This is a genomic window from Falsihalocynthiibacter arcticus (genome assembly GCF_000812665.2).
In the GTDB taxonomy this organism is placed as follows: Bacteria; Pseudomonadota; Alphaproteobacteria; order Rhodobacterales; family Rhodobacteraceae; genus Falsihalocynthiibacter; species Falsihalocynthiibacter arcticus.
The window spans coordinates 2,278,742-2,290,934 of record NZ_CP014327.1 but is presented as its reverse complement, the minus strand read 5'-3'; the positions used below and the strand labels follow the sequence as shown (position 1 = coordinate 2,290,934).

Sequence of the window (12,193 nt, the reverse complement as noted above, 5' to 3'; positions counted from 1 at the left end):
TGTATCAGGTGAATCAAGTATCGAGGCGTTTAACCTGTTGGAATTTCATTGGCGAAGACCGGCACATGGTAGCCGTTTTGAACCGCATCGCGCAATCGAAGACGACGATACCAGGCGCGTACGTTCGGGTAGTCGGCCAAATCAATCTGGTGCCACTCGTGGCGCGACACCCACGGCCAGCTGGCCATATCGGCGATAGAATAATCACCGCAAATGTACTCACGCCCGTCAAGTTGTTGATTAAGAACTCTATAGAGCCGTGCGACTTCTGTCTTGAAGCGATCTTCGGCATAGGGTGCCTTGCCGGGGTTGTTCTTCAGGAAATGATGCGCTTGCCCGGCCATTGGCCCAAGGCCCCCCATTTGCCACATCAGCCATTGCGTCACTTCAGCCTTGGCTTGCGGTTCTTTGGGCAGAAATTTCCCGTGTTTCTCGGCAAGATATAGCAGGATTGCTCCGGATTCGAACAAGGCGATACCAGTGTCGCGATCCACAATCGCCGGAACTTTATTGTTGGGGCTGATCGCGAGAAAGTCCAGTGCGTGCTGTGCGCCGTCGTTGATGTCGACAGGATGCACCTCATAGGGCAATCCGAGCTCTTCCAGAAGGATTGAAACCTTGCGGCAATTAGGCGTGGGCCAAGTGTAGAAATCAATCATTCGATAGGTCCTTCATTATCAATCAGGTGAGGTGGGGCAGGAGTTCGTGCAGGTCCTGTATTAAGCTATCTGGCCAAGGAAATTCTTTGTCCGCTCATGTTGCGGATTGCCAAAGAACAGCTCCGGCGAATTCTCTTCGACGATCTGGCCGTGGTCCATGAAAATAACGCGATCCGCGACGGCCCGCGCGAACCCCATTTCGTGTGTCACGCAGATCATGGTCATCCCATCCTGCGCGAGGTCGATCATCGTATCCAAGACTTCCTTCACCATCTCGGGATCCAGCGCCGATGTTGGCTCGTCGAACAACATAATGCGCGGCCTCATGCACAGCGCCCGCGCGATGGCGACGCGTTGCTGCTGCCCACCGGACAGTTGGGCAGGATATTTGTCGGCTTGTTCGGGAATGCGAACCCGCTTGAGGTATTCCCGCGCCGTCTGCGTTGCCTCTTCCTTGCTCACTTTTAGGGCCTTAACGGGGCCAAGGACGCAGTTCTCCAGAACCGTCATATGCGGAAACAGGTTGAACTGCTGGAACACCATACCTATGTCGAGCGGCACCGTCTTGGCGTTTTTATCCAAAACGGTGCCGTTCACCTTAATGGATCCCTTTTGAATCGCCTCAAGCTGGTTGATACAGCGGATGAGGGTCGACTTTCCGGATCCGGAAGGGCCGCAAATCACAATGCGTTCACCCGCCGCAACTGTCAGATCAACACCGTGAAGGACCTGAAATGCGCCATACCATTTTTCGATTTGGGTCATTTCGATTGCGAGTTCTGGTGCCAATTGCACAGTTGGAACGGGCTGGGAGGACATTGGATTGCTTTCCTTTTTCTAATTATTCAGTGAAGTCTGGAAGCGGTTCGTCGAGCCACTGCATGTGAACTTCGTTCAAGGCACCCGACTCGGTGACACGTGCGAGGAAGGCATTTGCGTAGGCAAGAAGTTCTGGCGCGTCGGGTGTGACCGCGATTGCCAGTCGGAATTGGTTCAGGGTGAATTTTTCATCGAACTGACCCGGGGCGACATGGCGGATTTGCGCCATCACCGTATTAGAGGCGCCAATCGCCTGTACCTGACCCGACAGCAGGGCTTGGACCGCGCTGACGTCATCATCGAACCGTCGGATAACTGTCCCTTCCGGCGCGATTTCGGTGATCGTTGCGTCCTGACCACTGGCGCGGGCAACGGCAACGCTGACCCCGTCAAGATCATCCGCCGACGAGATATCTAGGTCGGCCTCTGCCATGATACCAATGCGGATAGCAGCGTAGGGGTTTGAGAAATCCACCTGTTCGGCGCGTGCTGGCGTGATTGCAAGTGACGATACCAGAACATCCACCTGCCCGCTCAGCAGGTAAGGGATCCGGTTCGGGCCGGTGACCGGAATTAAGTTAAGTTCTACACCGATATCGTCCGCGAACATCTTTGCGACCGTCGCATCATAGCCGTCGGGTTCATTATTTTCATTCATGATGCCGTAAGGTGGGAAGTCGATCAGAACGCCAATGTTGATCACGCCTGCATCTTTGATGTTGGCAAGTTCAGCCGCCGCAGCTGGCTGGGTTAAAGCGCTGCTCAGGACAGCGGCGCCCAACATGGTTTTTAGAATATTCAAAAGTTTCATTTGTATGACTCTTTCCTTTTGGGCTTCAGGCGTTTGTCTCGCATGAAGGGTTAACGTGTCGTGGCTTGATTGAATTTGTGCTCCATGTTGGAGGCCAATTTTGAAAGCGGCCAGCACAGGACGAAATACAACGCGGCGACAAGGCTGATCACCATGAACGGCTGGAAAGTGGCGTTGCTGATGATCTGGCCGGCTCGGGTCAACTCAGTGAACCCGATAATGGACGCAAGCGAGGTCGCCTTTATCAGCTGGACGAGAAACCCTGTGGTCGGGCCGAGGGCGATACGCATTGCCTGCGGCAACACAACATGTCGCATACGATTGACATATCCGAGCCCGACGACGCGGGCGGCTTCGTGCTGGCCCGACGGCACGGCCTCAATGCACCCGCGCCAGATCTCGCCGAGAAATGCCGCTGCGTGCAAGATCAACGCAAAGCTGGCCGCCGTCCAAGGGTCGATTGGAAAGCCCAAGATCGCCATACCGAAATAAGCGAGAAACAATTGCATCAACAGCGGCGTGCCCTGAAACACCCGAATGAACGCCACCGCAAACCAACGCCGGTATTTGTTCTGGGACACCCGCATCAAGGCAATTATCAACCCGCCCACTGCACCGCCAGCAAAGGCGATAAGCGACAGCAGGATTGTATATCTGATTGCCAGCGTAATGTAGATGATTTCGTTTGGACCAAATTCTCGGATCATCTTGAGCTACCTATTCACTGGATAGGAGAACGCGTATTTGCCGATAAGGGCGAAGACGCCTGAAAACGCGAGCGACATCGCAAAGTACATCGCCGTGATAACGATGTAGACTTCGAAGCTCGCAAAGGTTTGGGACTGCAGGTCATTGCCCGCTGCGGCTAGGTCGGTCGCTGAAATAACCGACACAACGCTGCTGGCCAGCATTAGATAGATGAATTGGCTCGTGAGTGCCGGGTAGACCGCCCTCATTGCAGGCTTGAGGATCACGTAGCGCAGGGTCTGAAAGAAGTTCAAGCCGACCGTTTTCGCGGCTTCGATGTTTCCGTGACCTACTGAAGCAACACCGGCCCGCATGATTTCGGTCCCGTAGGCGCCAAAGTTTACAACAAGCGCCAGCAGTGCCGCCTGATTTGGACCAAGACGCAGGCCCAATGCTGGCAACGCAAAGAAAAAGAAATATAATTGGATGAGAAACGGCGTGTTTCTGATGACCTCAATGTAGACATTGATCGCAATACGGACAGGTTTGGGACCGGAGGTCTTTCCGACCGCGCCAAAGATCGAAAGGATCAATCCGACGACCATCGCGATACACGACATTTGTACAGTTAGCCACGCGCCCACAAGGAGTGATCCGAACGAGTCGAATACCGGTGCAAAGTTAAAGTCGTACACAGAAGCCTCCCTGCTGTTGGTACAATTTTCCTAGCTCCCAATCTGCGGACATCTCCTCTCCGCATTCCTGGGGCTGTATTCACACCGGGCGAAGTGGCCCCGCGTTAGAAGTCTATGCCGTCACAGTCCCTCGAAATGGCAGGTTATTTGAGATGGTGAATTGCATGCCGTCCAATAACTGCGCGAGATCAGGACGCGCCGATGGGGCGTTTGAAATCGCCGCAACGACGATATTTCCGTCTGGATCGATGCAGAAAATACCGGGTTCCGCAAACCGTGCAATGGCGTCGCCGTTGTTTGTTGGCTCAGTGACGTAAAGACCGAGAGTGGCCATTTGTGCAACACTCAGACCATACCCGACATCCACGCTCCACTTGTATTCGGCAATATCCAAAGACGCGCGTTCCTTGGTGTCGGCAGATACGATCTTGATGGTGAAACCGGCCTTTTCCCAGTCAGCATTCATGGCCTCAAGTGTGTTCAGGTAGTTTTTGCAGCGCCCGCAATGGCGGCCGCGATACACAACGAAAAGCGTCCAATCCTTAGTCGCGCCACCGATCGTCATCGTACCACCTCCCAATTGCGGAACGGAGATTGTGGGCATTGGCGCCCCGACGACAGGTTTTGATTGTCCGTTCATGATCTGCGGTTCCTCATTTGGTCGAATGCCTTCGCATTTGCGATGACGTGAATTGTTGAGGATCAAATAAAGCGAAGTGTAAACCTAAGTCAATAGTTATATGATGTCATACGTCACACGTCATATATTATTTTGTGGTGAGGTTGTGATTTGATTGGCAGTATGTAAAAAAACCTTTATGCGTTCAGCCTTGGGTCGCCCCTTACACCTTGATTGCACAACAGGAGATTTGATCGTTGCAAGTTAATCCTTCGCCAGTATCGGCAAAACGGCCCCGCCTAAGCGTGGATGTGGCCAACCGGCTGCGAAAGATGATCGACGACCGCCAATGGATCGCTGGGCAACAGCTCCCGACCGAGCTTAAGTTGATAGATATGTTTGGCGTGAGCCGGACCGTCATCCGCGAGGCAATTTCAGCCTTGGGTGCCGAGGGACTTGTGGAATCTCAACATGGCCGCGGTGTGTTTGTGGCGGAACATCTACCCACACGCCCATTTCGTTTTGGCGATAACAGCATCAGTGAAATTGACCACATCCGCCAGAGCATGGAGCTGCGGCTCGGGATCGAAACGGAAGCGGCCGCACTTGCAGCAACGCGCCGTACCGACGACGAGCTTGCGACGATAAAACAAGCGTTGGATATTATTAACCAGCTTAACGCTGAAAGCGTCGGCGGCGCTGAGGAAGATTTTAATTTTCATGTCAAAATCGCAGAGGCCACACACAACAGTTATCTTGTAGATTTCATGCATTTTCTTGGCACTCAAATCATCCCGCGCGTGGTCCTTCGACTGGAATTCGGCACAGAGCGTGACGCATTCTTTGAAGAACTGATTGCACATCATGTTGCGATTTACGACGCGATCGCGGCCAAAGATCCGGTGGCCGCTTCTAAAGCGATGCGCGTGCATCTATCGCGCGGATTGGTTGTAAACCGGGCAGTTTAAGGCAACGGTCCCCAAAGATTTATGCTATCGAGATCCCCGTCTTCCAGATAGACGAATCAGGAGCAAGCGCAGCGAAAACGCACATTCAAAGACCTTCGTCCAATGGCAGAAAAGGCCGCATAGCTGCCCTTAGTGCAAAGCGCAGCGAAGGTCTGCAAACCGCCCTTTAATCCGAAATGTGCATGGTGCAGGAATTGGGCCAAATCATTAATCCATCGATGTCGCGAACGGCCCATTGCTTAGCGGGCATTTACGCGGCGAATGTCGGCTTCAAGCCGATTTTGTGGAAAAACACCGTATTGCGCGCGCAACAAGTTGGGCTTTCAATTCGGCGCGAGCGCCTTTCTTATCAGGCTTTTTGCATTTGCTGCGGTGCAGGAAGGATCTTGGCGAGTTTGCGGAGGTTTTGGGCGGTTGCAGCGAGTAAGAATTCGTCTTTCGCACCGTTACGGCCGCGCAATCGGAGCCGTCTCAACCCCAGGATGCGTTTGAGATGAGCGAAGAGCATCTCGACCTTTTTCCTCAACCGCATTGAGACCGCATATTGCTTAGTCTTAGCGATGTCGCAGGCAACTTGGCGGGCGTCTTGGCGGGCGTTTTGGTGTTGACTCTGTGCGCCGTTCGGCGTGTGTACCAAATGGACCGCAATGTGCGCACCTAAATCTGGGAGCCACAAGTGGCAAGGGAATATTCCGAAATGACAGTTGGAGTGATTGGTTTGGGCGGAATCGGACGTCATTTCGGATCTTTCGCCGCCGACGTCAGATTCAAGGTCGTTGGCTGGAACAGAAGCCCCATCGAAAACATGGGAAATATTGAAGACGTCGAACTGGAAGAATTGCTCCTGCGTTCGGATGTCGTGTCTCTGCACCTTGGATTCAATAAGAACACGGCAGGATTTCTTGACGACAAACGGTTGAAATTGATGAAAAGAGACTCAATTTTTGTCAATACGGCCCGTGCGGAACTTGTGGAGACTACTGCCCTTGTGCGCCATCTAAGCGCGGGAACGCTCGGCCATGCTGCTCTTGATGTCTTTGATTATGAACCCCTAGCGGTCAACAATGTCCTCACTCGACTTCCGAAAGTTACTTTGACCGCTCACACAGGGTTTAAAACGCGCAGCGCAATGACACGGTTGCTGAAAATGGCAATTTCGGGGGCTGCGAAGGTGGCGAGTGCATAGTGAGGTTTGAAATGCTGTGCTACGTATTAAATTCGACACGCGGGCCAGCCAATTCCAAATTAACCAACTGAGATAAATAAGATTTTTCAAAAATAATGGGCGACGGTTAGTGCCTGACGTCAGCGCCCATGGAGCCAAATAGCGGTAGGTTTCTGCCACAGCTAGGCAAGTTGTAAATTGTCGAGCGGCAAACCGCAAAATGATAGCTCGATTCACTGACACTCGGAGGCATTTCAATTTTCTCAGCGCAAGGTTCACGGTGCTGGCGCATCGGGTCCCCAACAAAAGATTACATTGACACACTGATGACATCGGTGTCATGACATCGGTGTCATTTAGGGCAACACCGATTCTAAGGTGCCGCCCGCTGAGATTTGGGAGGGTATCACATGGCAACCATTTATGATGTCGCACGGGTTTCAGGCGTATCGCCCAAGACCGTCAGCCGCGTGATCAACCGCGACGGTGCCGTCAAGATAACAACCAAGGAGTTAGTCGAACGAGCCATTGCAGAACTGGGCTATGTTCCATCAACTGCGGCCCGCGCGATGCGATCAAACAAGTCGGGGCTGGTGGGGCTTATCACGGGGGCCATTTCGCTATCCCCCAGTCGCACGGATGTATCCGGCCTGCCGGATTTGTTCATCGTACAGGGCATCCAGAAGGCGATGGAGGAAAGCGGTAAGACACTGTTGATCGCCGATACGGGCGGCAAAATGGACCGTGTCCCGCAACTGATCCGCACGTTCGAAGAACATCGTGTTGAAGGTATCATCTATGTAGCCGATCACCACCGACGCATTGAATTGCCGCCAGTATCGCCGTCCACCAAACTGGTGCTGGCCAACTGCTATGACGACATCGGCACGCCATCGGTCCTGCCAGATGATTACCGCGGACAGATGAGCCTTGTGAAAAGTCTGATCGCGAAAGGTCATCGCCGGATTGCCTATCTGACGCTTAGCCCGTGGCAGGATGCGACCAAACTGCGGACCGAAGGATATCGCGACGCGCTAGAACAAGCCGATTTGCCTTTCGAGCCAAAGCTGATCGTCGCCGCAGATGTCGATACGACCGACAGTGTCACCGAAGTGCAGCTTTTGTGGGACGCCATCGACCGCGTATTGACGCTGCCCGAACCGCCCACCGTCATCTGCTTCGGTAATGATCGCATGGCGATGCGCGCTTACGGTATCTTGCGCAGTCGCGGTTTATCCCTGCCTGATGATCTGTCGGTTGCAGGCTACGACAATCACAAGCTGATCACCCAGACGCTCTACCCGACACTGACCTCGGCAGAATTGCCGTACGCCGCAATTGGGATCCGCGCGACGGATCTGTTGCTGGGCATGATCGACGGCACCACCGACGAACCCACAACCCCGATTTTGGTCAGTGGCCCCGTAACTCTCGGCAATTCCGTGAAAGACCTGCCGACCTCGACCACCAAACTTTTGTCAATAGGGAGGATAACTCAATGAAACTAAAAACAACTCTTGTTGGTGCGCTTATCGCATCGACATGTCTCGCCGGAATGGCGGCTGCGCAAACCGATATTACCATGTGGTATCATGGCGGCGGCAACGAAGTGGAAAGCGCGCTGATCAATCAGATCGTATCCGACTTCAACGCAGCCAACGCGGATTATGACGTCAGCCTCGAAAGCTTTCCGCAAGGGAGCTACAATGATTCCGTTGTGGCGGCGGCCCTTGCCGGCAACCTGCCTGACATCATCGACGTGGACGGTCCCGTGATGCCGAACTGGGCTTGGGCGAACTACATGCAGCCGCTGTCCATCGATGAAAGCATCATCGCCGACTTCCTTCCGGGCACCATCGGCCGCTGGGACGGTGAGCTGTATTCCGTCGGCCTATGGGACGCCGCCGTATCGCTTTATGCACGCCAATCCACACTGGACGAACTCAGCCTGCGCGCACCGACGCTAGCTTCACCATGGACCAAAGATGAGTTCATGGGAGCCCTTGAAGCCGCCAAAGCCTCGGGCAAATGCGAATATGCGTTTGACGTTGGCATGGCATGGACGGGCGAGTGGTATCCGTATGCGTTTAGCCCGTTCCTTCAATCATTCGGTGGCGATATCGTTGATCGCTCCACTTACCAAACAGCCGAAGGTGCTTTGAACGGCGATGCGGCAATAGAGTTTGGCGAATGGTGGCAGTCCCTGTTCACCGAAGGCTATACACCAGGCACATCACAAGACCCTGCTGATCGTGACACCGGTTTTATCGATGGCAAATATTGCTTTAGTTGGAATGGCAACTGGGCATCAGTCGCCGCTATCGACGGTGGTGTCGACGATATCGTGTTCCTGCCCGCTCCTGACTTTGGCAACGGGTCTGTGATTGGGGCTGGGTCTTGGCAATTTGGTATTTCGGCCACATCCGAGAATGCCGAGGGTGCCAATGCGTTCATCGAATTCGCCTTGCAAGATAAGTATATGGCCGCGTTCTCTGACGGTATCGGCCTGATCCCGTCGACCACATCGGCGGCCGATATGACTGAGAACTACGCCCAAGGGGGCCCGTTGAATATCTACTTTGCCCTGAGCGCTGAACAGGCTCTCGTGCGCCCTGTGTCTCCGGGCTACGTGGTCGCTGCGAAGGTGTTTGAAAAGGCACTGGCAGACATCGCCAATGGTGCAGACGTGGCCGACACGCTCGACGCAGCTGTTGACGAGATAGACACCGACATCGAGCGCAACAGCGGCTACGGCCACTAAAACCTGACTGTTCGGGGGCGGCGATCCCGCCACCCCCGAACACTCTCAGGAGGATCAAGACAATGGCATCTAAATTAACAACATCGAACCGTGCAGGTTGGGCGTTTGCCCTGCCGGGCTTTGGCCTGCTGACGCTGTTTATCGTGGTGCCCTTCTTTTTCGCCTTTTTTTTGTCGCTGACCAACCAGCGCCTGATTTCGCCCAACCCGACCGAATTCGTAGGGCTGGACAACTACCGCAACTTGCTGAGCATTTCGGTGCTGTCGATCGAGCCCGAAACGGATGACGCCGGCGCGGTGATCCGCGATGCGGACGGCACTCCAGAATACCCACGTGTGCGCACATTCACCCGCAACAACCCTGACTTCCAGCAATACGCAGGTATGCGCGAGTGGTTCCGCTGGCATTCCGGCGACACGGCAAAGGTCGTCGTGGCAACAGACTTGGTGTTCTGGAAATCCCTGCGCAACACATTAATGTTCGTACTGGTGGTCGCCCCCGTGCAGGGCGCGATCGCATTGGGACTGGCGTTGCTAATCAACCAGCGTCTGAGGGGGATCAACGTCTATCGTGCGATCTATTTCATGCCGGTTGTGGTCTCCATCGTCGTGGTCTCGCTGCTGTGGCGGTTTCTGTATGCGGAGGACGGCCTGCTGAACTCGATTCTCGGCACCTTCAGTTTCGGCATGTTTGAAGGGCGCGACTGGCTCGGCAACAAAGACACCGCTCTTGGCGCGATCATGGCCATGTCGATATGGCAAGCCGTGGGGTTTCACATGGTGATCTGGTTGTCAGGGCTGCAAACAATCTCGCCCACACTCTATGAAGCGTCCTCGATCGAAGGCGCGTCCAAATTTCAGACCTTCCGCTATGTCACTTGGCCGGGACTACGCAATACTGCCGTCCTTGTGCTGATCGTCATCACCATGCAGGCGTTCGCCCTGTTCGCGCAGATCGACGTGATGACAAACGGCGGACCTCTCGACAGTACCTCGACGGTCGTGTTTCAGGCGGTTGAACGGGGGTACGGCAAACAGGACATCTCGGGAGGCTCCACGATTTCGGTGATCCTGTTCCTCCTCGTGCTGACCATCAGCATCACCCAACGCTACCTCACGCGGGAGAAATAACATGGCGGCCATTGCTTCCGACAACCACGGTCTGCGCCTGATCATGCGGTATGTGGTCCTGACGCTCATCGCGATCATCTTTATCTTTCCGTTGGTGTTCATGGTCATGTCGAGCCTCAAGCCCGATCTGCAATTGTTGCGCGACACGTCGAGCATTCGGGCTTTCCTGCCTGTGGGCGATGTGAGTTTCGACAATTATACCGCCGCGTTCAACCGAGCTCCGGTGGCCACGTTCATCTTCAATTCCGTGCTGGTGACTGGGGTGACAGTGCTGTTGTCGCTGCTATTTTGCTCGCTCGCCGCGTTCTCCTTCGTGTTCATGAACTGGAAGGGTCGTGACGTGTTGCTGTCCATCGTTCTGGCGACACTCATCGTCCCGTTTGAAACCATCGCCATCCCGCTTTTGTTGCTGGTCAGCAAACTGCCATGGATCGGATTTGAAGGGTTCGAGATTGGCTGGCTAAACACCTACCGCGTGCAGGTTATCCCTTGGATTGCGGACGGTTTGACGATCTTCCTGTTCGTGCAGTTTTTTAAAGACCTACCGAGCGATCTGATCGAAGCGAGCCGCGTAGAGGGCGCATCATGGTGGCAGATTTACCGCCGCGTAGTCATGCCGCTCGCGGGGCCTGTGATCGCCACCGCCGCGATCCTGAAATTTCTAGTGATGTATAACCAATACCTCTGGCCGCTGATCGTGGTGCAGCAGGAAACCTATCGTCCCGTCATGGTGGGCCTTGGCTACTACTTCCAACTCAACCCCGCATGGGGGGAAATCATGGCCTATCTGACCGTCATCACGGTGCCGGTTCTGGCCTTTTATCTTGTCTTGCAACGCGCGTTTATCGCGTCGATTGCCTCAACCGGCGTGAAAGGCTGATCTATGGTACTCGCTCTAAAAGATCATTTTGTCTGGGACAGTTGGTATGTGCATGACGGGGACGTCTGGCACGGCTATTTTCTCAAGGCACCTCGCTCTATCGGTGACCCTGAATTGCGCCACTTCAATGTCAGCTACGGCCATGCGACATCGACGGACCTCATCAACTGGACCCATTTGGGCGAAACGTTTCTCCCCAGCGAAAGCCCCGCTTGGGACGATTACACGACTTGGACGGGATCGACAGTCAAGGGCGACGACGGGCTGTGGCACCTTTACTACACGGGCACCAGCAAAGCTGAGCAAGGCAAGATCCAGCGGATCGGACATGCGACCTCGACCGATATGCACAACTGGGCCCGGGTGGGCAAAGATGGCCTGACCCTCGATTTTGAAGGGCCGAATGCGCACCATTACGAGGTCGAGCACACGGGCAAATGGCACGACCGCGCCATGCGCGACCCTTGGGTCATGAAAGACCCTGAAGGAGACGGATGGCTGATGTATTTTACCGCGCGTGCCGAGGATGTGTTGGAGCCAAATGCCGGCGGCTGCATCGGTTTTGCGACCTCGCCGGACGGCTTTGACTGGAACTTGCAACCGCCCGTGTTCACTGGGGGTTATGGCCAGCTTGAAGTCCCACAGGTGTTTGAAGTGGGCGGTCGGTGGTATTGTCTGTTCTGCACAGCAGCCGAACACTTCTCCAAAGAACAGGCGCGAATTACAAAAGGTGGCCCCGTGACGGGCAACCACTATCTGATCGGCGACGGCCCCCGTGGATCATGGCGCATCGCACCGGATTTTCTCGACGGCGATCTGCCCTGCCGCCGCTATGCGGCTCGGATCGTGGACAGCGGTGATGGTCTCGTCATTCTTGGCTTCGCAGACCGCCCAGATGGCGTCGATTTCATCGGCCATATTATGGACCCGGAACCCGTCATCGTGACCTCGGACGGGTTGCTCAAAATTGTCCCTCACCTCAAAGCGACGGAGTAAATC

At 54.6% G+C, this 12,193-nt stretch carries 13 protein-coding genes and 1 pseudogene; 7 read left to right on the top strand and 7 right to left on the bottom strand.

The window, feature by feature from the left end:
* Window positions 1–29: 29 nt before the first annotated feature.
* The 6 genes from RC74_RS11370 to RC74_RS11345 all read right to left on the bottom strand — a co-directional run bounded on the left by RC74_RS11370 (window position 30) and on the right by RC74_RS11345 (window position 4,311).
* Window positions 30–659 (bottom strand): glutathione S-transferase family protein, encoded by a 630-nt coding sequence (locus tag RC74_RS11370; RefSeq protein ID WP_039002167.1) that lies wholly within the window; start codon window positions 657–659, stop codon window positions 30–32.
* Between the two features lie 60 nt (window positions 660–719).
* Window positions 720–1,478, bottom strand: a complete 759-nt coding sequence (locus RC74_RS11365; RefSeq protein ID WP_052274812.1) for an amino acid ABC transporter ATP-binding protein — start codon at window positions 1,476–1,478, stop codon at window positions 720–722.
* A gap of 22 nt (window positions 1,479–1,500) precedes the next feature.
* Window positions 1,501–2,289: a transporter substrate-binding domain-containing protein gene (locus RC74_RS11360; RefSeq protein ID WP_039002168.1), complete on the bottom strand. Its 789-nt coding sequence runs from the start codon at window positions 2,287–2,289 to the stop codon at window positions 1,501–1,503.
* Between the two features lie 50 nt (window positions 2,290–2,339).
* Window positions 2,340–2,996, bottom strand: a complete 657-nt coding sequence (locus RC74_RS11355) for an amino acid ABC transporter permease (protein WP_039002169.1) — start codon at window positions 2,994–2,996, stop codon at window positions 2,340–2,342.
* 6 nt (window positions 2,997–3,002) lie between these two features.
* Entirely contained in the window at window positions 3,003–3,671 is a 669-nt protein-coding gene (locus RC74_RS11350; RefSeq protein ID WP_039002170.1) for an amino acid ABC transporter permease, read from the bottom strand.
* Between the two features lie 112 nt (window positions 3,672–3,783).
* A complete protein-coding gene (locus RC74_RS11345) occupies window positions 3,784–4,311 on the bottom strand; it encodes a redoxin domain-containing protein (RefSeq protein WP_052274813.1) in 528 nt (175 codons plus the stop codon).
* Between the two features lie 236 nt (window positions 4,312–4,547).
* Between RC74_RS11345 and RC74_RS11340 the strand changes: the two genes are divergently transcribed.
* The gene (locus tag RC74_RS11340; protein WP_039002171.1) at window positions 4,548–5,258 is read left to right on the top strand and encodes a FadR/GntR family transcriptional regulator; all 711 of its coding nucleotides are present in this window, start codon (window positions 4,548–4,550) and stop codon (window positions 5,256–5,258) included.
* Between the two features lie 349 nt (window positions 5,259–5,607).
* Here the strand turns inward: RC74_RS11340 and RC74_RS11335 are convergent.
* Window positions 5,608–5,847, bottom strand: a pseudogene (locus RC74_RS11335) (transposase); the annotation flags it as partial.
* Between the two features lie 108 nt (window positions 5,848–5,955).
* Between RC74_RS11335 and RC74_RS11330 the strand changes: the two are divergent.
* The 6 genes from RC74_RS11330 to RC74_RS11305 all read left to right on the top strand — a co-directional run bounded on the left by RC74_RS11330 (window position 5,956) and on the right by RC74_RS11305 (window position 12,190).
* On the top strand, window positions 5,956–6,444 hold the full coding sequence (locus RC74_RS11330; protein ID WP_052274815.1) for an NAD(P)-dependent oxidoreductase: 489 nt from the start codon (window positions 5,956–5,958) through the stop codon (window positions 6,442–6,444).
* Between the two features lie 389 nt (window positions 6,445–6,833).
* The gene (locus RC74_RS11325; protein ID WP_039002172.1) at window positions 6,834–7,925 is read left to right on the top strand and encodes a LacI family DNA-binding transcriptional regulator; all 1,092 of its coding nucleotides are present in this window, start codon (window positions 6,834–6,836) and stop codon (window positions 7,923–7,925) included.
* Window positions 7,922–9,184 carry a sugar ABC transporter substrate-binding protein gene (locus tag RC74_RS11320; protein WP_039002173.1) on the top strand — a complete coding sequence of 421 codons (1,263 nt, stop codon included), beginning with the start codon at window positions 7,922–7,924 and terminating at the stop codon, window positions 9,182–9,184. The genes RC74_RS11325 and RC74_RS11320 overlap by 4 nt, the downstream gene beginning before the upstream one ends.
* Before the next feature lie 62 nt (window positions 9,185–9,246).
* Window positions 9,247–10,314 (top strand): carbohydrate ABC transporter permease, encoded by a 1,068-nt coding sequence (locus RC74_RS11315; protein ID WP_039002174.1) that lies wholly within the window; start codon window positions 9,247–9,249, stop codon window positions 10,312–10,314.
* 1 nt (window position 10,315) lies between these two features.
* Window positions 10,316–11,194, top strand: a complete 879-nt coding sequence (locus RC74_RS11310; protein WP_052274816.1) for a carbohydrate ABC transporter permease — start codon at window positions 10,316–10,318, stop codon at window positions 11,192–11,194.
* Window positions 11,195–11,197: 3 nt separating this feature from the next.
* The gene (locus tag RC74_RS11305) at window positions 11,198–12,190 is read left to right on the top strand and encodes a glycoside hydrolase family protein (RefSeq protein WP_039002175.1); all 993 of its coding nucleotides are present in this window, start codon (window positions 11,198–11,200) and stop codon (window positions 12,188–12,190) included.
* The last annotated feature ends 3 nt before the right edge of the window (window positions 12,191–12,193 follow it).

Coding starts and splice junctions, on each gene's coding strand:
- RC74_RS11310 (WP_052274816.1), top strand. CDS start 10,316: ATGGCGGCCATTGCTTCCGACAACCACGGTCTGCGCCTGATCATGCGG.
- RC74_RS11330 (WP_052274815.1), top strand. CDS start 5,956: ATGACAGTTGGAGTGATTGGTTTGGGCGGAATCGGACGTCATTTCGGA.
- RC74_RS11360 (WP_039002168.1), bottom strand. CDS start 2,289: ATGAAACTTTTGAATATTCTAAAAACCATGTTGGGCGCCGCTGTCCTG.
- RC74_RS11315 (WP_039002174.1), top strand. CDS start 9,247: ATGGCATCTAAATTAACAACATCGAACCGTGCAGGTTGGGCGTTTGCC.
- RC74_RS11365 (WP_052274812.1), bottom strand. CDS start 1,478: ATGTCCTCCCAGCCCGTTCCAACTGTGCAATTGGCACCAGAACTCGCA.
- RC74_RS11320 (WP_039002173.1), top strand. CDS start 7,922: ATGAAACTAAAAACAACTCTTGTTGGTGCGCTTATCGCATCGACATGT.
- RC74_RS11325 (WP_039002172.1), top strand. CDS start 6,834: ATGGCAACCATTTATGATGTCGCACGGGTTTCAGGCGTATCGCCCAAG.
- RC74_RS11370 (WP_039002167.1), bottom strand. CDS start 659: ATGATTGATTTCTACACTTGGCCCACGCCTAATTGCCGCAAGGTTTCA.
- RC74_RS11355 (WP_039002169.1), bottom strand. CDS start 2,996: ATGATCCGAGAATTTGGTCCAAACGAAATCATCTACATTACGCTGGCA.
- RC74_RS11345 (WP_052274813.1), bottom strand. CDS start 4,311: ATGAACGGACAATCAAAACCTGTCGTCGGGGCGCCAATGCCCACAATC.
- RC74_RS11305 (WP_039002175.1), top strand. CDS start 11,198: ATGGTACTCGCTCTAAAAGATCATTTTGTCTGGGACAGTTGGTATGTG.